Annotated in this window: 15 protein-coding genes and 2 tRNA genes; 11 read left to right on the top strand and 6 right to left on the bottom strand. The window is 69.7% G+C overall.

Annotated elements, in window-relative coordinates; all coding sequences use genetic code 11:
• The first annotated feature begins 33 nt into the window (after positions 1 to 33).
• Genes BLT23_RS07215 through BLT23_RS07205 form a run of 3 tightly spaced genes read left to right on the top strand, consistent with a single transcriptional unit; the run spans position 34 to position 2106 of the window.
• The gene (locus BLT23_RS07215; protein ID WP_090046768.1) at positions 34 to 954 is read left to right on the top strand and encodes a DMT family transporter; all 921 of its coding nucleotides are present in this window, start codon (positions 34 to 36) and stop codon (positions 952 to 954) included.
• Positions 951 to 1799: a bifunctional methylenetetrahydrofolate dehydrogenase/methenyltetrahydrofolate cyclohydrolase gene (locus BLT23_RS07210; RefSeq protein WP_090046765.1), complete on the top strand. Its 849-nt coding sequence runs from the start codon at positions 951 to 953 to the stop codon at positions 1797 to 1799. Before BLT23_RS07215 ends, BLT23_RS07210 begins: the two co-directional genes overlap by 4 nt.
• A 13-nt stretch (positions 1800 to 1812) precedes the next feature.
• Positions 1813 to 2106 carry a DUF3017 domain-containing protein gene (locus BLT23_RS07205; RefSeq protein WP_090046947.1) on the top strand — a complete coding sequence of 98 codons (294 nt, stop codon included), beginning with the start codon at positions 1813 to 1815 and terminating at the stop codon, positions 2104 to 2106.
• Here the strand turns inward: BLT23_RS07205 and BLT23_RS07200 are convergent.
• Positions 2096 to 2665 (bottom strand): TetR/AcrR family transcriptional regulator, encoded by a 570-nt coding sequence (locus tag BLT23_RS07200; RefSeq protein WP_218133658.1) that lies wholly within the window; start codon positions 2663 to 2665, stop codon positions 2096 to 2098. The two genes, BLT23_RS07205 and BLT23_RS07200, sit on opposite strands and share 11 nt — an antisense overlap.
• A gap of 77 nt (positions 2666 to 2742) precedes the next feature.
• Here BLT23_RS07200 and BLT23_RS07195 point away from each other — a divergent pair, with 77 nt between their 5' ends.
• The 6 genes from BLT23_RS07195 (at position 2743) to fxsT (ending at position 11235) form a co-directional block, all read left to right on the top strand.
• Positions 2743 to 3300, top strand: coding sequence for a dihydrofolate reductase family protein (locus BLT23_RS07195; RefSeq protein WP_090046760.1), 558 nt, complete (start codon positions 2743 to 2745; stop codon positions 3298 to 3300).
• 208 nt (positions 3301 to 3508) lie between these two features.
• Positions 3509 to 3583 (top strand) — tRNA-Arg (locus tag BLT23_RS07190).
• 43 nt (positions 3584 to 3626) lie between these two features.
• Positions 3627 to 3698 (top strand) — tRNA-Asn (locus BLT23_RS07185).
• A gap of 342 nt (positions 3699 to 4040) precedes the next feature.
• Complete coding sequence (locus tag BLT23_RS07180; RefSeq protein ID WP_143035851.1) at positions 4041 to 5792, top strand: VMAP-C domain-containing protein; 1752 nt, start codon at positions 4041 to 4043, stop codon at positions 5790 to 5792.
• The gene (locus tag BLT23_RS07175; RefSeq protein WP_245743733.1) at positions 5783 to 6856 is read left to right on the top strand and encodes an AAA family ATPase; all 1074 of its coding nucleotides are present in this window, start codon (positions 5783 to 5785) and stop codon (positions 6854 to 6856) included. The genes BLT23_RS07180 and BLT23_RS07175 overlap by 10 nt, the downstream gene beginning before the upstream one ends.
• A gap of 2 nt (positions 6857 to 6858) precedes the next feature.
• A complete protein-coding gene (fxsT, locus tag BLT23_RS07170; RefSeq protein WP_245743731.1) occupies positions 6859 to 11235 on the top strand; it encodes an FxSxx-COOH system tetratricopeptide repeat protein in 4377 nt (1458 codons plus the stop codon).
• Between the two features lie 7 nt (positions 11236 to 11242).
• Here fxsT and BLT23_RS07165 read toward each other — a convergent pair whose 3' ends face one another.
• Together BLT23_RS07165 and BLT23_RS07160 are read right to left on the bottom strand one after the other, a co-directional pair.
• Complete coding sequence (locus BLT23_RS07165; protein ID WP_090046753.1) at positions 11243 to 13060, bottom strand: HEXXH motif domain-containing protein; 1818 nt, start codon at positions 13058 to 13060, stop codon at positions 11243 to 11245.
• A gap of 2 nt (positions 13061 to 13062) precedes the next feature.
• On the bottom strand, positions 13063 to 13254 hold the full coding sequence (locus BLT23_RS07160; protein WP_090046751.1) for a hypothetical protein: 192 nt from the start codon (positions 13252 to 13254) through the stop codon (positions 13063 to 13065).
• A gap of 467 nt (positions 13255 to 13721) precedes the next feature.
• Here BLT23_RS07160 and BLT23_RS07155 point away from each other — a divergent pair, with 467 nt between their 5' ends.
• Positions 13722 to 14258 (top strand): hypothetical protein, encoded by a 537-nt coding sequence (locus tag BLT23_RS07155; RefSeq protein ID WP_090046749.1) that lies wholly within the window; start codon positions 13722 to 13724, stop codon positions 14256 to 14258.
• Here BLT23_RS07155 and BLT23_RS07150 read toward each other — a convergent pair whose 3' ends face one another.
• Genes BLT23_RS07150 through BLT23_RS42165 form a run of 3 tightly spaced genes read right to left on the bottom strand, consistent with a single transcriptional unit; the run spans position 14259 to position 20245 of the window.
• Entirely contained in the window at positions 14259 to 17552 is a 3294-nt protein-coding gene (locus BLT23_RS07150) for an error-prone DNA polymerase (protein WP_090046746.1), read from the bottom strand. It abuts the gene before it with no gap.
• A 60-nt stretch (positions 17553 to 17612) separates the two neighbouring features.
• Positions 17613 to 19115, bottom strand: a complete 1503-nt coding sequence (locus BLT23_RS07145) for a DNA polymerase Y family protein (RefSeq protein WP_090046743.1) — start codon at positions 19113 to 19115, stop codon at positions 17613 to 17615.
• Positions 19112 to 20245: a hypothetical protein gene (locus BLT23_RS42165; RefSeq protein ID WP_342713646.1), complete on the bottom strand. Its 1134-nt coding sequence runs from the start codon at positions 20243 to 20245 to the stop codon at positions 19112 to 19114. The genes BLT23_RS07145 and BLT23_RS42165 overlap by 4 nt, the downstream gene beginning before the upstream one ends.
• Before the next feature lie 225 nt (positions 20246 to 20470).
• Here BLT23_RS42165 and BLT23_RS07135 point away from each other — a divergent pair, with 225 nt between their 5' ends.
• Positions 20471 to 21154 (top strand): hypothetical protein, encoded by a 684-nt coding sequence (locus tag BLT23_RS07135; protein ID WP_143035850.1) that lies wholly within the window; start codon positions 20471 to 20473, stop codon positions 21152 to 21154.
• Positions 21155 to 21197: the final 43 nt, after the last annotated feature.

Genomic DNA, 21197 nt, shown 5'->3' with positions numbered 1-21197 from the left:
TCAAGAACACCCCACCCCCCGGCTGGAGGAACGTTGTCGCGCTCGGCGCAGGTGACCGGAGGGCTGCTCGCGGGCGCCGGTGGAGTGGCCATCGCGGTCCAGGCCAGGGTCAACGGGTCGCTCGCGGCGTCGCTGGGCAACGGCCTGCTGGCGGCGCTGGTCTCGTTCGGCGGCGGGTGGTTCGTGCTGATGATCGCGGTCCTGTCGCGACAGTCCGCGCGGGACGGCCTGCGGAGGTTGCGCGACGCGCTGCGGGTTCACCGCATCCGGTGGTGGGAGTGCGTCGGCGGGGTCAGCGGCGCGGTGCTGGTGGGCTCGCAGGGGCTCGCTGTCGCGACGATCGGTGTGGCGGTGTTCACGGTCGCGGTCGTGATCGGGCAGGTCGTGAGCAGCGCCGTCGTGGACAACCTCGGTATCGGTCCCGGCGAGCCGAAGCCCATCACGCGGACCAGGGTCGCCGGTGCGGCCATCGGCGTCGTCGCCGTCGCGATCGCCGTGTCGCACCAGTTCACCTCCCCCGGCACGTTGTGGCTCGCCGTGCTGCCGCTGGTGGCCGGGCTGCTGATGGGCTGGCAGCAGGCCGTGAACGGGCTCGTGCGCGAGGCGGCCGGCCACTCGGTCGTGACGATCCTGGTCAACTTCACCGTCGGCACGGTCGCGCTGACGGCGGTCAACGCCGTGGCGTGGGGCGGGCTGCCCGGCTCGTTCACCTCCGACTGGTGGCTCTACCTCGGCGGGCTGCTCGGCATCGTCGGCGTCGGCGGGGCGATCGTGTCGGTGCGGTTCATCGGTGTGCTGATGGTCGGTCTGTGCGGGGTGAGCGGGCAGCTCGTCGGCGCCGTGCTGCTCGACGCGGTGAGCGGGCACCTCGCCGCGCCGACGGCGATCGGCGTGGCGCTGACGCTGGTGTCGGTGGGCGTCGCGGCCCTGCCCAGTGGAAGGATGAGGACGTGACTGCGACGCTGCTCAACGGCAACGAAACCCGGAACGCGCTGTTCGAGGACCTCAAGGCGCGGGTCGCCGCGCTGCCCGTCCCGGTCGGTCTGGCGACCGTGCTGGTCGGCGACGACCCCGGCTCGCACTCGTACGTGAAGGGCAAGCACCGCGCGTGCGAGAAGGTCGGCATCTCCTCCATCCGCCGTGACCTGCCCGAGTCGACCACGCAGGAGGAGCTGGAGGCCGTCATCGACGAGCTGAACGCGAACCCCGAGGTCACCGCCTACATCGTGCAGCTGCCGCTGCCGAAGCACCTGAACGCGAACAAGATCCTGGAGCGGATCGACCCGGCCAAGGACGGCGACGGCCTGCACCCGGTCAACCTCGGCAAGCTCGTGCTGGGCGAGGACGCGGCGCTGCCCGCCACCCCGCGCGGCATCGTGGAGCTGCTGCGCCGCTACGACGTGCCGCTGTCCGGCGCGAACGTCACCGTCGTCGGCCGCGGCGTCACCGTGGGCCGCCCGATCGGCCTGCTGCTGACCCGCCGCAGCGAGAACGCCACCGTGACGCTGTGCCACACCGGCACGAAGGACCTGGCCGCCGAGGTGCGCCGCGCGGACATCGTGATCGCCGGTGCCGGCAGCCCCGGCCTGATCACCGCGGACATGGTCAAGCCCGGCGCGGCCGTCGTCGACGTCGGCATCACCCGCACCGACGCCGGTCTCGTCGGCGACGTGGCACCCGAGGTCCGCGAGGTGGCCGGCTGGCTCGCCCCGATCCCCGGCGGTGCCGGCCCGATGACCGTCGCGATGCTGCTGACCAACACCGTCGAAGCCGCCGAGCGCGCGCATGCAGCGGTCTGACGCCGAGGCGCTCATGCCGGAACAGCGCTGGCGCTCGGGCCCCGCGAAGCACCTGCCGTTCGCGCTGGTGCTGGGGATCGGCGTGCTGGGACTGGTGCGGATCTTCCAGTACCACTGGCGCCAGGGAGCGGTCCTGCTCGGCGTCTCGCTGCTGGTGGCGGCCGTGCTGCGGGTCCTCGTGACCGACGAGCAGGCGGGCCTGATCAAGATCCGCGGCCGCGGCATGGACGCGTTCCTCTACAGCACCCTGGGCGTCGTGGTGATCGCCGTGGCGCTGACGATCACCGGCGGCCCGCTCAGCCGATAGCCCTGTCGACCATGGCCTCGACGAGCTCGTCGAGGTCCATGGGGGCCACCACGTCCGGCAGGGTGAGCCGTTCGTAGATCAGCCCGATCATCGCGAAGTAGAGCATCACCACCGCCGTCCGGTCGCCGGGCAGCCCCGACTCCTCGTTGAACGCGACGTTGAGCTCGATGCTCTCGGTGACCGTCCTCGTGATCGCGTCCCGCAGGCCGGGCCGCCGCGTGGCTTCGAGCCGCAGCTCCATCATCGCGAGGTAGCCGGCCCTGTTCTCGTCCGCCCGCTTGATGATGTCGTGCATGAACCGGACGGTCAGCGCCCGGTCGCGCGGCAGCGCGAGCGACTCCGCGACGGACTCCTCCGACGGCGCGAGGCGCTGGAACACCCGTGTCATCACCTCGGACATCAGCTCGTCGCGGTTGGCGAAGTAGTTCGACGCCGTGCCCGCGGGCACCCCCGCCTTCGCGTCGATCGCGCGGTAGGTGAGCCCCCGCGCGCCCTCCTCGGCCAGGACGTCGACCGCCGCGTCGAGCAGTGCCGTTCGCCGTGCCTCGTTCCGGACCACGCTGACCTCCTTGACAACCACTACATCCATAGTACTACGGTTGTAGTGGTTGATCGAGACTCACTTGGGGGTAACAGATGCGAAAGCTCGTGTACTACGTCGCCGTCACGCTCGACGGGTTCATCGCCGCGGAGGACGGCACCTATGACGGCTTCCTCTTCGAAGGCGACCACATGACCGGCATCGACTACCCGGACGCGGTGCCCACCCAGGCCCGCGAGGCGCTCGGCCTGCGGGACACACCGAACCGGCACTTCGACACGGTGCTGATGGGCCGCAACACCTACGAGGTGCCCGGCGGCCTGCCCTCGCCCTACGCGCACCTGCGCCAGATCGTCGTGTCCACGCAGGTGACCGGCACGCCCTCCGACGTCGAGGTGGTCCGGTCCGACGTCGCCGGCCGGGTCGCCGCGCTGAAGGAGGAGGACGGCCTCGACATCTGGCTGTGCGGCGGCGGCAAGCTCGCCGCCGAACTGCTGCCGCAGATCGACGCGCTGCGGCTCAAGATCCACCCGGTGCTGTTCGGGCGCGGCATCCCGCTGTTCGACGGGAAGGCGGGCATCACGAAGTTCCGGCGCACGGACGCGCAACTGTTCGAGAGCGGGGTCTCGTTCATGACTTACGAGCGGAACTGATTTCTGTTGACGCCGAGGACGGACAGCCGCAATACTCGATCTGCACACCGGACGGGAGGGGAAATCATGAGCGACCACTGCGGCTTCTCGCGTCCCTTCTCGCTGCGCAGAGCGGCTTCCGCACCGTGAACTGGTGAAACTCGCGGAAGCCGCCCCTCGGGAAACTCCCGACCAGGGCGGCTTTCTTCATTTTCCGTGCAATTTTCCTGCCCTTGTAGCTCAATGGAGAGAGTGCGGCGCTACGAACGCCGAGATTCAGGTTCGACTCCTGGCGGGGGTACCACGACTCATCCACATCCGACTGATCGGCGAGCTTTGCGCTCGTGTCCTCTGAGGTGCTGACGGCGGCACACCCGACTGTTACGCGGGAGGACCAGGTTCGACTCCTGGCAGGGGAACTCCGTTCACGGCACGAATTCCGCGGAGATGGCGGAACTTCATGGCCATTTAGTGGCCATCTGAGCAGGAAACCCGGCCCGGGGCCTGTCCGCACGGCAAGACTGTGGGGATGCCAAGTCGCCGGAACTCGCCGGTCGTGCGACACACCGCGACCGGTCTGGCCCCGAAACCGCCCGCCCCGGCGGTTCGCCCGGTCAGACACCCTCGCCGGCAACGCCCTCTTGGAGCGTTGTGTGTCATTTGGCGCAGTGGAGAAACTGGGCGACCTGATACTCGACCTGGGTCGTGTGGTGGGAGGGGACTGGCTCGTGTCGCTGGCGCCGTCAATGCACAGGACCATCGTGACCGTCGACATCGCGGACTTCACCAACAGCGACAGACGGTCCAACCACATGTCAGCTTTGCGCGGCGGGCTCTACGACGTGCTGAAGCAGGCGTTCGCCGAGGTGGGGATCGACTACGACGAGTGCGAGGCGGAGGACCGCGGTGACGGCGCGCTGATCCTCGTCCCCCCGACGTTCCCGAAGAGCTCCCTCGCCGACAAGCTGCCCGACCGGCTCGTCGCCGAGGTCCGCCGCTACAACTCGACGAGGGTCGACGAAGCCAGGATCAAGCTGCGCATGGCCATGCACGCGGGCGACATCCGCAAGGACGACCACGGCTGGGTCGGGCCCTCGGTCAACACGGCGTTCCGGCTCCTGGACGCCCACGACGCCAAGGTGGCGCTGCGGCAGTCCGACGGGCTGCTGGCGCTCGTCGCGTCGGACCACTTCTACAGCGAGGTGATCTCGCAGGACCCCGGCACCGCGCCGGAGACCTACCGCCGGATCGAGGTGCTGATCAAGTCCTTCACCGGCCACGCGTGGCTGCGCCTGCACGGTGAGAACGCCGGTCCGAGCCACCACCCGCCCTCGGCCCCGCGGGAGGAACCGGTGGTGCTCCCCCTCACCCCGGCCGAGGAGCACAAGGACCTGCGGGGCCTGCTGAACGAGGTGAAGACCCCGCACCTGCCGATGCTCGTCAGCCGGGCGACCAGGTCGGCGGTGCCCGCCCAGCCGTTCAGGTCCGCGTGGGAGGCGTACGAGTACCTCACCGACGTCAACGCGGGACCGGACGGCGTTCCCCCGGCCGTCACGTTCGTCCAGCTCCTCGCCGGGGAGGTCGGCGGCGACACCGGCGATCACCTGATGGAGTGGGTCGAACGCAGCGGGCGCAAGCTGCGGCGGACCCGGGTGCTGCGGGAGCAGCACGAGACGCGCCCGCCGATCCCGGCCGAGCCGCACCTGCACCTGGTGTTCGCGATCGAGCCGGACAAGATCTCCCCCGACCGGTGCGTCCTGTCGCACTGGAGACAGGACGACCCGCTCGAATGGACGCCTCATCGGGGCGGAGTCCACGAATTGAGTCTGGACGACCTGGAATATCTGGTCGACGAACTGGTCGTCGAAGCGGAAGGCGCCTGGTCCGATCAGGCGGTGTCGGTGACCCTGGAGTTTTTGCTCACCCGGCAACTGCTTCAATTGCCCGTCTACCGCTGGCGGAAAGAACACTGCTCGGGAGATCCACGACCGCTCGTACTGGACTACACGGTGATCTTGAGATCACTCGAACGAATGTACGCAAAGCACTGGCACCGTCCCTGGAGAGTGCGCTGGGACTCTATGCTGGAGAACCCTGCCGTGAACCGAATTCACTCTCTCGGAGCATCACGGTCAGGGGACAATCCGATCGATGCCGTGCTGAGTGATTCCAGATGGATTGGGCTCCTAATGGACGAACCGCCATCCGCTCACCCCGAGTCCCGCGCCGCGCCGGAGTCGCTGACGGCGGCGCTGAGGGCCGGCCTGCCGGTGGTGCTCTGGCATCCGCACGCGACACCCGGCGAGCTGCGCGCGCTCGTCGACCGCCTGGCGGGCGGTCCCGGCGGTGTTCTCGACCTGCCGGAGCAGCGCAGGGCCGCCCACCTGGCAGCGGGCCCCGACGACCTCGTGCGGGACCTCGTCGTGCTGTGGGACGACCCGACCAGGACCCTCGTGCTCGACCGACCGGTGGACCAGGCCCAGACGGTGAAGGGGTGGAACGGATGGGCGTGACCGAGCCGATGGCGGAGGGCCTCCAGCCGGGCGAGTCGCCGGACTGGTGGATCTACCGGGGCACCGGGCGCCCCATGTACGACATCGACCTCACCCGGATCCTGCCGCCGCCACCGCCCTGGCGGGACTACGGCGGCACCCCGCCCGCGTCGGACGGGCCTCCGCCGGACGACGACGGCGAGTCGGTCCGCAGGCTGGGCTCGGAGTTCCACCTGACCGAGCAGCACATCGACCCCCACGAGCTCGACATGGTCAACGCGAGCCTGTACCTCCGTCGCCCTCTCCTCCTGACCGGCAAACCCGGCGTCGGCAAGTCCGCGCTCGCCTACCGCATCGCGCGAGAACTGCGACTCGGCCGCGTTCTGAAATGGTCGATCTCGACGCACACGACGCTGACTTCGGGCCTTTACCGCTATGACGCCATCGGCCGCCTTCAGGCAGCCGCGGCCTCCCAGCACCAATCCGGCGACCCGGAAGAATCTCCGATCGGCGACTTCATCCACCTCGGCCCGCTGGGAACCGCCTTCCTGCCCAGGAAACTGCCGCGCGTTCTGCTGATCGACGAGCTGGACAAGAGCGAGTCGGATCTCCCGAACAACCTGCTGAGCATTTTCGAGGACGGCGAGTTCGTCATCGACGAACTGGCCAGGGTCCGTCATTCGGCAGGAGAGATGACCGTCCACACCGCCGACCCGAACGGGACGGCGACCGTGACGGACGGCCGCGTCCGGTGCCACGCTTTCCCGATCGTCATCATGACGAGCAACGGCGAGCGCGAATTCCCGCCCGCTTTTCTCCGTCGCGCGCTGCAACTGGAGATCAAGGACCCGAACGTCGAGCAGCTCGCCGCGATGGTGGCCAACCACCTGCTGGACCAGGAAGGACGGCACCGCGACGACCTGGTGCGCGAGTTCGTGGAGAGGAGCCGCGCCGAGGGCGGGATTCCGGCCGACCGCCTGCTCGACGCCGTGTACCTGGCGACGTCGGGCGCCTACAAGCCGGACGGCGTCGCCTGGCCACGTCTGATCGACTCGCTCTGGCATCGACTCTCGACGGGTGGATGACCATGGGCACGCCCAACGGCGCCCCCGGTCCCGAGCTCGTGATCGACGACCTCGGCTGGGCAGAGCTGGCGGACATCGTCTGGCTGGCCTCCGCCGTGCAGTCCTCCCGCCCGGCCCCACCGGCGTCCGAGGACCCCGCGCCCGAGGACCCCGCGCCCGAGCGACCCGTGCCCGCGGAGACCGATCTCCCGGCCGACCGTCCCGCGGACACCGCGCCCGAGGACCGCGAGCCCGTGCGGCCGCCCCCGGAGCCGGAGCTCCCGCCTCAGGAGGCCGCACCGGCCCAGACACCGCTCCCGGCGCGGACCGAGCTCGCCGCGCTGCCCGATCTGCCTTCCCCGCGGGGCACCGGCGGCCTCCCCGCAGACGCCCCGCTGATCGACACGCTGGAGTGCTTCCGGGCGCTGAGGCCGCTCAAACGCACGACCCGCTCGTGGCGCGACGACACTCCGGTGCTGGACGAACGGGCGACGGCGGACCAGGTGGCGCAGACCCGCCTCTGGTGGCCGGTGACCCGGCCGCGCACCGAACGCTGGCTGGACCTGACGCTGGTGGTCGACCGCAGCCCGTTGACGACCCTGTGGCAGTCGCAGGTCAGCGCGTTCACCGAGATGCTCACCCGGCTGGGGGCGTTCCGGACGATCCAGGTCCGGCTGCTCGAGGTCGTCAAGAACGACGAGGGCTCGCCGGCGCCCGTGCTGCGGGGCGGCACCGCGCAGACGGCTCCGCGCGACCCCGCCGAGATCCTGGACGCGTCCGGGCGGAGGGTCGTCCTGCTGCTGACGGACGGCCTGGGCGACACCTGGCACCCCGGGGTCCTGCTGCCGTTGCTCGCGCTGTGGGGGCGGACGATGCCGGTCAGCGTCGTCCACCTGCTCCCCCAGTGGCTCTGGGAACGCGGCCGGGTGCGCCCCCACCGCGCCGAGCTCGACGTGCACGGGCCGATGCGCCCCAACAGCCGGTGGAGCTTCGACCTTCCCGACGCGTGGCTGGAGCCCGACCCCGCCGCGCTCACCCGTCCCGGCACGCTGCCGATCCCGGTGATCGAGATGCGCCCGCGCTGGCTGCGCTGGTGGAGCGGTCTGGTGACGGGCGAGAACCGCTCCCCCGTCACCGGCGCCGTCCTGCTGGCACACCCCGACGCGCCGCCGGCGGAACCCGAGCGCCTGCCCTCGCAGGACCACGTCCGGCGGTTCCGCAGCCAGGCGTCCCCGCCGGCGTTGCGGCTCGCGACCCTCCTCGCGGCCGTTCCCGCGCACTTGGACGTCGCTCAATTGATCAGACATCGATTCGTTCCCGAGGCGGGAAACGAGCACATCGGCGAATTGCTCCTGAGCGGACTGCTGCACCCCGCGGGTGACGACCCCTCCGAAGAGGTCAAAGCCTTCACTTTCCGGGAGGAAGTACGCGAACTCCTGCTCAGCGGCGCACGACGGTCCGAAACTGCCGGTGTTGTCCGCGCGGCGGCCGCGGAGTTCTCGGACACCCTTCCTGTGCTCGCACGACTGCGGGATGCCATAGCCGATCCGCACAACACACCAGATCCCGAACCGGCAACGGCCAGTACCGCTGACGTAGAAATCGAACGTGCCGTCATGAGAGCCTTGTCCGGACCTTACTTGTCCCGTGCGGACCGCTTGCACAAAGCTGGGACGGACGGGCGTTCCGCATTGCTGACCCCTGAATCAATCAAGGCCAGCCTGAGCAGGACTGAGAGCGACACGATGCCCGAACTGGCCGAGCGGCCCAGCGATTCCGCGGCACCTTCCCCTTCGGACGCGCAACCGCATCGAGCCAGTGATACCGGCTTTTCCCGCTCGTCCACCGACTCTCCTGACTATCACACCTCATCCAGCACCCGCACGTTCCATAAACGACAGAAGGACGACCCCCCACCCGTGTGGGGGAATGTGCCACCGCGAAATCCGAACTTCACCGGAAGGAGGGAACTGCTCGAACAGCTGGGCAAACGCCTGAACGCGGGCGGCACGACAGCGGTGCTCCCCTCCGCGTTGCACGGCATGGGCGGTATCGGCAAAACCCAGATGGCGACGGAGTACGTATACCGCCATTCCCAGGACTACGACCTGATCTGGTGGATCGAGGCCGCCCGCACCACCCAGATCCGCGCGAGCCTCACCGAACTGGCCAGGCAGCTCGGCCTCCCCGGCTCGTCCGAGTCCAGCACGGCCGTCCCCGCCGTCCGCGAGGCACTGCGCCTGGGCAAACCGTTCCGGCGCTGGCTGCTCATCTTCGACGCGGCGGAAAGCCCGGAGGAAGTCCTGCCGTTCATCCCGACCAACGGCTCCGGCGAAGTGCTCATCACCTCCCGCAACCCGGACTGGGCCGGCGTGGCCCGTCCCCTCGAACTGGCCGTGTTCGACCGCGAGGAGAGCATCGAGCTCCTCGGCAAACGAGGCCCAGAGATCGACCTCGACGACGCCGACCGCCTGGCCGAGAAGCTGGGCGACCTCCCCCTGGCCGTCGAACAGGCCGCGGCCTGGCGAGCGATGACCGGCATGCCCGTGGCCGAGTACCTCCGCCTGTTCGACGAGTCGATGGCCGAGATCCTCGACACCTCCGCTCCCCCCGCCTACGAGGTCTCGGTGGCGGCGGCCTGGAACGTCTCGTTCGACGAGCTGAAGACCCGCAACCCCGCGGCCCACCAGATCCTGCACATCTGCGCCTTCTTCTCCCCGGAACCGATCTCACGAGACCTGTTCACCGGCGTCTCCCGCGGCGTCTCGATCTCCCCCGAGCTCGACGCGGCGCTACGCGACCCGATCAAGCTGGCGAAGGCCATCCGCGACATCAACCGCTACGGCCTGGCGAAGATCGACCACGGCAACAACACGATCCAGCTGCACCGGTTGGTCCAGTTGGTGCTGCGCAACCGCGTGATGGCACCGCAGTTGCAGGCGCAGATGAAGCACGGCGCACACCAGCTGCTCTCCGGCCGTGACCCCAACGACCCCGAGTCGGCGCGTCACTGGCCCCGGTACCGCGAACTGCTGCCGCACGCGTATGCGGCCGACATCGTCGACTGCGAGGACGGCTGGGTCCGCCAGCTCGCGATCAACCTGATGCGTTATCTCTTCGCCTGGGGAGATCACGACGAGGCGGTCAGGCTGGCCGAGTACGCGTACGGGAAGTTCCAGCGGCAACTGGGACCGACCGATCCGCACACCCTGGACGTGGCTCAGCGTCTCGGCTTCTACCTGTGGGGCCTGGGGCGCTACGAGGAGGCCGCCAGAGTCAACCAGCTCACCCTGCAGCGCCGCATCCAGGTGTCGGGCGAGGACAGCGAGGAGACGCTGTCCCTGCAGACGAACATCGTCATCGACCTGCGGGCCAAGGGCGACTTCGCCCAGGCGTCGAAGCTGAGCGAGGAGATCTACACCAAGTCCAAGCGCCTGTTCGGCGAGGACGACCCGGACACCCTGTACGCGGCGTTCCAGCACGCCCTCAGCCTGCGGCTCTCCGGCGAGTACCGCGCGGCCGCCAAGCTCGACGAGAACACGTTGCAGCGCCGCACCGAGGTGCTGGGCCCCGACCACCCACGGACTCTGAGCACCCACGCCGCTCTCATCGTGGACCGGCGCGAAGCCGGTGAGTACATCCGGGCCAGGATCGAGCAGGAGACCCTGGCCGGCCAGTTCCAGGCCCGTCTCGGCGAGCACAACGCCGACACGGTGGCCATGCAGTTCCTGCTGTCGGTCGCAAGGCGCAAGGACGGCGAGCACACGACAGCACTCGCCCTGTCGACGGCGGCCCTGGACTGGTTCGACGTGGCCTACGGCGCCGACCACCCCACCACGATGGCCTGCGCGCTGGCCCACTCGATCGACCTTCGTCACTCCGGCGATCTCTCGGCGGCGCACGGTCTCGGCAGCAAGACGTTCGAGCGCTACCGCCTGAGTCTCGGCGAAGATCACCCGCACACGATCGCCGCCACGGTCGACCTCGCGGTCACGTTGCGCCTGCAGGGCGAGGCGGCCGACGCGCGGGTTCTGGACGAACGAGCACTCGAGCACTTCCGCACAGGTATCGGGCCGAACCACCCCTACGCCGTCATCGCGGCCATCAACCTCGCGAGCGACCTCGCCTCCGTCGGCGAGACCGGAAAGGCCGTGGAGCTGGGCCAGGACGCGGTCGAACGCGCCGAGCGGGTGCTGGGCACCGGTCACCCCACGACGCTGGCGGCCGCGATCAACCTCGGGCTCGACCTGCGCGCGGTGGGGCGGACCGCGGAAGCCGAGCAGTACCGCAACCCGATCCTCGACAGGTACCGCAAGGTGCTGGGAGAGGCACACCCCGGGACGATCGCCGCGATCAAGGGAGCGAGGGCCGACTGCGACATCGACCCGATCCTGATGTAGACCGCGCCTAACCGGAGACGAGCTGGCCGATCCAGGACGCCACCTCTTCCGGGGTGGGCGGCACGGCCGCGGCGCGCCGCAGTTCGCGGTGCACCGCGCGCACCAGCTCCGGACGGTGCAGCAGGGCACGCGAGGCAGGCCGTGACCCGGCCTCGCCCAACGCGAGCCCCAGACCGGTCAGCGACGCCGGCCGGTCCGGGGTGGCCCGCAGCTCGGCGCGGTACGACCTGACCGCGTCCGCGAACCGGCCGGACGCGTAGCTGAAGTCCGCTCGGGTGGCGTCGGGAACGGCGCGCCACACGGCGGGCAACTCGGCGCGGCCGTCCTCGGTCAGGCTCAGCCTGACCAGAGCGGCACGGCTGCGCGGCCACGAACCGTCCGGGACAGGTGTCGGGGTCACCCCCGCCTGGATCAGCTCGACCGGCGGCATCGCCCTGCCCTCCCGCCAGGCCCGCGCCAGTCCGGAGACCGCCGCGGGATCCGGGCGCAGGTGCCGCAGCCGCCAGCCCGCACGATGGTCCGCGGCCGTCGCGGCGGCCAGTCTCTCGACGTCCTCGGGAACAGGTTCCTGTTGCCAGGGACCGAGCACTTCCTCGATCCCCGCCAGGAAGCGGCGACCGGCACCGGTGAGCGTCGCGTCGTCGCGGAGCACCAGCAACGTGCGCCACACCTGTCCGCGCCAGAACGCGAACTCGAACCACGCACGTCGATCGACCGGGTTCGTTCCGGCTCTGGCCAGTTCCCGCCAGAACGCCGTCACACCGAAGAACGCGTAGACACCCTGGAGAACTCCGCTGAGCGGGCGGGGATCGTCCCGCCACGGCGCGTAGATCCGCTCGCGCGGATCGCTCTCGTACAGCTTGGTCAGGTGCAGAACGCCACCGAGCACGATGTGCTGGAACTCGTGGACCATGGTCGCGGCCAGGTCCGCGCCGTCAGTCGGCCGCCCCACCACGGCGCTGCCGAACGCCTCACCGGTGGACGCGCTCGGGTTCTGGAACGGCACGCGAGGCCGAGGGACCAGTGAAGTCAGACCCGTGGCGAGAACTTCGGCGAACTCGGGCATGACCGATGTCAGAAAACGCCAAGCCTCGTCGAGCAGCCTGCCCCACTTGCCGAACTCGCCGGCGTCCAACCGCTCTGGTGGCAGTGGTTCGTACAACCCTCGATAGGGATCGATGTCGTCCAGGCGGACCGCGAACGTTTTCGGGCCGGAACGGCATCTGCGTTCACGGACGTGCTGCCAGCCGGGCGCGTCCGCGTCGATCCGGTGCGGCAAGGACACTTCGGCCAGCTCGTTGGCGACGACGTAGCTGCCCCTCCCACCGCGCACCGTCGCCACTGAATGCGGGGTCGAGAACGGCAGACGAACCAGGCCGAGCGAGGGCAGGGACGCGTTCCCGTCCCACAACGGGACCTCGATCTCGAAGTCCAGACCGGCTCTGATCGCGGAAGCCGCGGTGATGGCGTGCAGATGACCGAGATGCATCCACAGCGGACAGGCACCATCGATGCCGTCCCGCAGCAGACGGGTCGTGTACCCCGCCCAGCTCCCGGTGTAAGGATGGATGAGCAGCTCTTCGAACGCCTCCGGGCACATGTACTCGACGCGGGCGAGCAACTCCAGCACCACGTCGACGGGCGGCAGCGGACCGTACAGTTCCGGCGTCTTCGCGGAACCTTCGACCAGCGAGTGCAGCAGCAGCTTGCGCCTGCTGCACTCGGCGCGACGTAGGCCGCGCACCATCGGCGCATCGCCCTGGAGACGCGCCAGAGCGTCGAAGTCGTGCCAGGGCATGTGGTGGAAGACGGCGCCCGCCGACATGGTCAGTCGATCCGCTCACCGCCGGAGGCGTTGCTGCTTCGGTAGGGGGCGCGGACGAGCCGAGCGCGTTCCACCACATGGTGCAGCGCATTGCGCAGTGTTCCGTCGTCCAGCTCGCGCAATTTGGTGAACGGAACACGTTCGAGGTCGAGCAGGTTCGATTCGACGCCCGGTTCGATACCCGAAGAAGCCATGGTGGTGTCCCCTCACGCCGAAACCGGTAGGAGCAGGCAACACCATCATGGCTCAACGGCGAGCAGTTGCGGAAGGGCTGGGCGAACCTGACGTTTCCTCGGCAATACCACGAAGACGGACGTCCGACGGCCGGGGGATATTCGTTTCCAGGTGTGCTCACGCCGTTCCGCGACGGTCAGCGATGGCGCACGGCGTCCAGGAACGCACCCATCCTTCCCGAGCGCAGCGAGAAGCGGAGGAACTCGTGCCGGTCAATCCAGTTCCATGATGTGACGCTGAATCAGTTTCAGCGAATCGGCGATGGACAACGCACGCCCCAGCGCGTCGTTGTAAGCAGCAACGATATCCCTGACCGAGTCATCAGATCGTCGATGACGTAACAACCCGCCGGGAGCGGTTTGCTTCCCGGAGCTTGGGCTGAAGTGATCGAAGCGCCCCTTAGAGTGACGAGGGCGCTTTCTTCAAGATGGGGGACGAGATCCAGGTGGAACAGCAGTACGAGTACTTCGCGATCGTGACCGATGCCCGTCCGCTGGTCGACGAGCCTTTCCTCGTCTGCCGCCGACAGGTGGACGATCATGGGCGGACTCACGACGAGGCGTTCACGATGCGCCTCGCATGGGAGCCCAGCACCGCGCTGCGCCGAGCCGAAACCGGAGAAGAAGGCGAAGCACACCGTGTCGACGTCTCCGCGGCGACACGGTTCGAACAGTTGCAACGGGCTCGTGAGCGCCGGATGGAGCCGGAGGACGGGCGGTACAACTACGCCGCCTGGATCTACAACGGATCGCTGGACGATCCCGACGCGGTGATCAGGTTCTGGACGAGTTCGCAGCGCTTCCTCATGGAGGAACGGTATGCCGCGGAATTGGGCTGGGTCGACAGTTACCTCCGGGAGGACTGGCAGCGCGGCCGTTACGACGGCAAGATCGAACCGATCGACAAGGCCACCGCTGACCAGATCATCGAGCGCTGGGAACAGCGAGGTACCGAACAGGGGTGATCAGCGGAAGTCGCGTGACTTCGACGGGATGCGCAGGTCCAGGTGCTGCAACCGGTCCGCCAGGACGCTCACCACGCCCTCGGCCGACTCCACCACGCCTCGCACGAGCATCGCGCCGCTGCTGCGCGCCACCTTGCGGTATCGCGCCCACAGGCCCGGTGAGCACACGACGTTCACCATGCCCGTCTCGTCCTCGATGTTGAGGAACGTGACGCCGCCCGCTGTCGCCGGGCGTTGGCGGTGGGTCACGGCGCCGCCGATCAGCACGCGGGTTCCCGGTTTCACGGAGGAGAGTGCCGTCACCGGTAGTGCGCCCATGGAGTCCAAAGTGGACCTGACGAACTGGGTCGGGAAGCTGTCCGGGGACAGGCCCGTTGCCCAGACGTCGGCCACGGCCAGCTCGACGTCGTCCATGCCCGGCAGAGAAGGTGCGGCCACGCCCACCGTGGTGCCCGGCAGGCGGTCCGGGCGGATGGCGGCCACCGCGCCGGCCGCCCACAGGGCTTCTCGGCGTTCCAGGCCGAAGCAGGAAAAGGCGCCCGCTGTGGCGAGGGCTTCGACCTGAGTGGCGGTCAGTTGCACGCGGGTGCCGAAGTCCTCCAGATCGCGGAATGGCTGAGCGGCGACGATGCGTTCGGCGTCTTGGTCGCCGATACCTCGTACCGCGGCCAGACCGATTCGCACGGCGTTGCCGTCCTCGAACTGTTCCAGGCCCGCCCAGGGAAGTGACCTGTTCACGCACGGGCCGTGCACCGTGACGCCGTGGCGGCGGGCGTCGATCACCAGGGACTGCGGTGAGTAGAAGCCCATCGGCTGGGCTCTGAGCAGGGCCGCGCAGAACGCCGCCGGGTAGTAGAGCTTGAACCACGCGCTCACGAAGACCAGGTGCGCGAACGACAGGGCGTGTGACTCGGGGAAGCCGAAGTTCGCGAACGCCAGCAGTTTCGCGTAGATGCGACCGGCTAGTTCTTCGCCGATGCCGTTCGCGGCGCAGCCTTCGTGGAAGCGGTCTCGCAGGCGTTCCATGCGGGCGGTCGAGCGTTTCGCGCCCATTGCGCGGCGCAGCTCGTCGGCTTCGGCTGCGGTGAAGCCGGCCACGTCCACGGCGATCTGCATCAGTTGTTCCTGGAACAGCGGGACGCCGTAGGTCTTGCGGAGTGCGTTCTCCAGCAACGGGTGGTCGTAGTCCCACTTCTCGGTCTTGTTGCGGCGCCGGATGTACGGGTGCACCGAGCCGCCCTGGATCGGGCCCGGCCTGATCAGGGCGACCTCGACGACCAGGTCGTAGAACTCGCGCGGTTTGAGGCGTGGCAGGGTCGCCATCTGCGCTCGGCTCTCGACCTGGAAGACGCCCACGGAGTCGGCTTTCTGCAGCATCTCGTAGACGGCGGGGTCGGCCAGGTCGATCTTGCCCAGGTCGACGTCGACGCCTTCGTGGTCGCGGACCAGGTCGATGGCGTAGTGCAGGGCGGAGAGCATGCCGAGGCCGAGCAGGTCGAACTTCACCAGGCCGATGGACGCGCAGTCGTCCTTGTCCCACTGCAGCACCGTGCGCTTGTCCATGCGCGCCTTCTCCACCGGGCACACCTCGCTGACGGCGCGGTCGCAGATGACCATGCCGCCGGAGTGGATGCCCAGGTGGCGCGGGAAGTTCTCCAGCTGCGCGGACAGCCGCAGCACGTCCTCGGGGATGTCGCAGTCGTCGGTGGTGGTGTTGAGCGGGCCCCACCTGTCTATCTGCTTGCTCCACGCGTCCTGCTGGCCCGGCGAGTGGCCGAGCGCGCGGGCCATGTCGCGCACCGCGGAACGGGCTCGGTAGGTGATGACGTTCGCGACCTGTGCCGCGTGGCGGCGGCCGTACTTGGTGTAGACGTGCTGGATCACCTCCTCGCGGCGGTCCGACTCGATGTCGACGTCGATGTCGGGAGGGCCGTCGCGGGCGGGGGCGAGGAAGCGTTCGAAGAGCAGGTCGAAGCGGACCGCGTCGACGTTGGTGATGCCGAGCGCGAAGCACACGGCGGAGTTCGCGGCGCTGCCCCTGCCCTGGCAGAGGATGCCGTTGCGCTTGCAGAAGCTCACGATGTCGTGCACGACCAGGAAGTAGCCGGGGAAGCCGAGCTGCTCGATGATCTTCAGCTCGTGCTCGATCTGCCGGAACGCCCTGTCGCGGTGCTCGGAGCCGTCGTAGCGGCGGTGCGCGCCCTCGTAGGTCAGCTCGCGCAGCCAGGTGATCTCGGTGTGGCCGGGCGGCACGTCGAACGGCGGCAGCTTCGGCGCTACCAGCCGCAGGTCGAACGCCAGCTGCATGCCGAGCAACGCGGCGTTGTGCACGGCTCCGGGGAAACGGCGGAACCGGTGCCACATCTCCTCTCCGCTGCGCAGGAACGCGGCGGGTGCCGGCGGCAGCCAGCCGGCCATCTCGTCGAGGCTGCTGCGCGCCCGGACAGCGGCCATCGCGGCGGCGAGGCGGCCTCTGTTCGGGGTGGCGTAGTGCACGGCGTTCGTTGCCACGACGGGAAGGTTGAGCTGGTGCGCCATCGCGTTGAGGATGTCGTTGCGCCTGCTGTCCTCCGGCAGGCCGTGGTCGGTCAGCTCGACGTAGACGCGGCCCTTGCCGAACATGTCGGTCAGCCGGACGATCTCCCGGAACGCCGCCTCCGGCCCTTCTCTGCTGAACGCCCTGCGGACGGTTCCCTTGCGGCAGCCCGTGAGCACCACGACCTCGCCCTTGGTGTCGGCCACGATCTGGTCGACGTCGTAGACGGGCTTGCCCTTCTCCGCGTTCTCGTCGAGATGCCCGGTGGTGAGGGTGCGGCACAGCGCGTGATAGCCGTCCTGCTTGCGCGCCAACAGGAGCAGGTGGTCACCCTCGGGGTCCGGTTCGCCGTTGGACGGCTTGTTCAGGCCGATGCTCAGCTCCGCACCGAACACCGTGTGCATGCCGAGTTCCTTGGCGGCTTCGGCGAACCGCACCACCCCGTACATGCCGTCGTGGTCGGTGATCGCGATGGCGTCGAGCTTGAGCCGTTGCGCCTCCTCGACCAGCTCCTCCGGGTGGCTCGCGCCGTCGAGCCAGCTGAAGTTGGAGTGGCAGTGCAGCTCCGCGTACGGCACGCGTTTGCGGGTGACCGCCCTTTCGTCCACGCGCAGCTCGAAGCCCGGCGGGGCGGTGTACCTGTCGCGGCGCCGCGACCACGCCGGGCCGTCGCCGCCGTCGGGCCGCTGCTCGGCGGGCTTGCCGGTGAGGGCGCGCTCCAGCTCCCGCCAGCGGACGGGCGGGTTATTCCAGCCCATCGGCTTCCCTGCGCGGCAACGGGATCAGGGTCTCCAGCAGATCCCAGTACTCGTCCTGCATCAGTCGTACACCCCTTCCAGAAACCACCTCTGGTCCCTGCGGACCAGCAGGAACGCCTGTTCGTCGGTCTGCACCTGGACGCGCGCCGCCCGGTGCGGATCCGGTGCCCACCACCGTTCGTCGACCGGCCACGGCCCGGCCCACGCCCTGATGTCGTGCCGTTTTCCCCGCACCGTCAGCCTTCTCGGCCGCGCGGTGAGCTCGAGGCGACCGGTGACGCCGATGCCGGTGCCGTTCTCGTCGGTGAGCTCGACCGGGTCGTCGGCGAGCGTCGCGGGGGCTCTGGTCAGCCGGCCCGGCCACGGGTGGTCCGGGTTCCTGCTCGGGGTCCGTTCGTCGCCCCACGGCACGAGCTTGACCTGGTCGCGCGGTCCCCTGCCGCCGTCGAGGACGGGCGTGAGCACACCGTCCGGCCCGAGCAGGCCCTGGACGTGCAGGAGCGCCCGCACCGCGCGTTCGTCGTCGTGGCCCCACAGTCCCAGCTGCAACGCCGTGCCGTTGACGACCTCGACCGGTTCGAGGGTGAGCGTCCTGACGCCGGAGGTGAGGCGTTCGCGGGTGAGCCAGCCGTCGAGCTGCCAGCGCACGCGGTCCGCGATTCCCCTGGGCGTCAACGGTTCCGCGGCCCGCCACACCCGGTACAGCTCCTCACCGCTGTCGGTGCGGGCGTGGATGCCGAGCCGCGTGCAGGCGAGGCCGCGGGCTGCGAGGTTCTCGTGCAGCCGCTCGGAGAGCAGCTTCGCGGCGAACGCCGCCGAGTCGACGCGGTCGACCGGCTCGTCGAAGGTCTCCGCCGCGGCCAGCTCCGGTGCCGGTTTGCGCTTGTCGAGAGGACGTTCCGGCAGGCCGCGCGCCAGCCGGTGCTGCCGGGTGGCGGGGCCGCCGAACCTCGACGCCACGGCGTTCTCCGGCACGTCCGCGAACGCGCCGAGCGTCTTCAGGCCGAGCCTTCTGAGCAGGTCGACCAGATCGGGCGCGGCCAGCTCGTGCACGCCCAACGGCCGCAGGAACTCCGCGGTGCGGCCCGGCGGCACGATCACGTTGCGGTGCGCGGCCTTCGTCGCCGCGAAGAGGCTGTCGGCCACCCCGACCTGCGCTTCGACGTCCGTGTACGCGGCGACGTGGTCGACGATGCGTTCGGCCGCCCGCTCGGCGGAGCCGAAGTACCCGACCGGCCCCCGCGCCGGCACCGCTACAAGGCCGGGCCGCACGACCTCGATGCCGGGCGCCAGCTCCTCGACGGCCTCGGCGACCGGCTCGAAGAACCGGGCGTCGCGCTGCGGATCGTGGTCGAAGGTGACCAGCTCTGGACACGTGGACTCGGCCAGGCGCCTGCGCATCGACTCTCGGACGCCCTCCGCGCGTGCCACGGCCGAGGTGGCGACGATCTCGTTGCCGTCGGCGACGGCAACCGGGCGGTGCTGGCTGGTGGCGGTGGCGGTGCAGGCGGCGACGACGGGCCAGTCCGGGCACCAGACCGCCAGGAGGCGGGGGTCTTTCACGCGGGGTGCTCCGGGGGTTGGGTGGGCTGCGAGACCTGCGCGGGTTGTGGGGTCGGCGCCGGCTTCGAGACCGGCGCGGGCCTCGAAACCGGCGCCCGCTTCGAGACCGAAGCCCGCTTCGAGGCGCGAAAACTGTCGGTGCTGCCTGGGATAATGAAATTCGGGGGTCCCCCTGCGGGAGGGGACCCTTGCGCGAGCTTGGCCAGGGGCGCGCCCAGTGCCTCTGCCAGGGACCGCGCGCCTCCAGCCGTCGCGACAGGACGTGCTTTGCCCGGCACGTCCGACAACGGCCCTCCCGGCAGCGGCACGCCCGACGACGGCACGCCCGACTGCGGCACGCCCGACGACGGCGCGCCCGGCAGCGCCGCGCCTGCCTTCCTGACCGGCCGGTCTGTCGCTCCAGATGTGTCTGCCCGTCTGGCGGCCAGCTCGTCGACCCGGTCCGGACCGGCATCAGCCGGCTCGTCGGACCGGGGCGGGTTGCCGGCCGCCAGCGGGAGCTCGATCTCCTCCTCGCCGAACGTCAGCAGCACGTGCCGGGGGCGGCCTGCCGCTCCCCTGCCGCCGGTGCGCACGCTGATCTGTTGGCGTCGCAGGGTTTCCGCGCCGTCGTCGAGGTGGTTCCAGCGCACGGACTCCGCGGTCAGCTCCACGTCGGCCGACGGCCAGGGGCCGAACGCGATCAGGACCGTGCGGCGTTGGCGGGCTCTGGCGGTGAGGCGGCGTGCCAGCGCGGGAGGGAGCGGGCAGGCGACGGCCACCAGGTCGATGCCGTCCAGCAGGGCCGCGATGACGGGGCCCGGGTCGGAGCCCGGGCTCGGGACGAGGGCCAGGCGCTGCACCGCGACGCCCAGTTCGGCCGCGGCCAGGACTCCCAGCTGCGGCAGGCCGACCACGGCGGCCCAGCGGCCTTCCGCGGTCGCGCCTGCCAGCAGGGCGAGCAGCAACGATGTCGATCCGCCCACCGACACCGTGCTGCCTCGCCGCAAGCCGCCCCACGGCAGCAGGCCGGCCAGTTCCCCGCGAACCGGCAGGACCCGCCCCGTGGCGTGGTCAGTGGTGGTGCCGGTCAGCTCGCTGGCCGGGTTCACCCCGAGCCCCGCCAGCGACGCCGTTGCCGACCTGGACACTCCACCCACCTCCCTCGGAAGACCGTGCGCACCCCTGTGCACGGCCGCCGTGGGAAGTACGGCGACTTGCTTATTCGAACTCTTGTTCGAACGAACGTGATGATCGTAGCGCGGGGGCGCACCCCTGTGTCAATGCCGGAGCGTCACCCTTTTGGTGGACATGACCACGTGGGTCCGGAAGGTCCTCTACGGTGCCCTCAGCACTGCCGGGGAGCTGGGGAAACGATGAACCGACCACCGCACGGCCCGTATCAGCAGCCGCCGCGGCAGGGGTGGCCGCCTCACCCACCGCAACCGCCCGCGAAGAGCAAAGCGCCCCTCGTCATCGGGATTCTCGCCGGTGTCCTGGTGCTCGGCGCGGCCGGTGTGGCGGGCGTGCTCTACCTCGGCTCCCACGGCGACAGCGGCAGCGAGAAGCGGGCCGACAGGCTGCCGGCGGCGTGCGGCAACGTCTCCGAGGCGGCACTGGCCAAGGCTCGCACGACGAACCCGAACGGGCGCGGGTCGAGTGAGCGGAAGCTGGCCGGTGGCACGCGCACCACCTGCGCGTGGAGCCAGACCAAGGGTGTCGACGGGTCCGGTCTGCGCAACACCGAGGTGATCGTCTTCCAGGACAACGAGAACGCCGGGGACGAGTTCGAGCGGATCGTCGCGCAGAACATGGCCAACACCCAGGGAACTCCGCAGCAGAAGCCGCTCGACGGGCTCGGCGACCAAGCCACGGCGGTGCTGGTCGAGTCGAAGTCGGCGTTCACCGAGATGTCGGTCGTCGTGCGCGCGGACGACAACGTGGTCGAGGTCGACATCTCCGGCTGGGACGCGGGTTTCTTCGGCAACGACAGGCCCGACGTCGCCGAGCTCGAAGCCGCCGCGCGGGGCCTGGCGGAAGAGATGATCGCGAAGCTCTGAAGCAGAACGGGGCCGCCTCCGCGAAGAAGACGGCCCCGCTGAA

The organism is Lentzea fradiae, assembly GCF_900100955.1.
Classification (GTDB): domain Bacteria; phylum Actinomycetota; class Actinomycetes; order Mycobacteriales; family Pseudonocardiaceae; genus Lentzea; species Lentzea fradiae.
The sequence above is the reverse complement of the archived record's forward strand: the minus strand, read 5'-3'. Positions and strand labels throughout refer to the sequence as shown.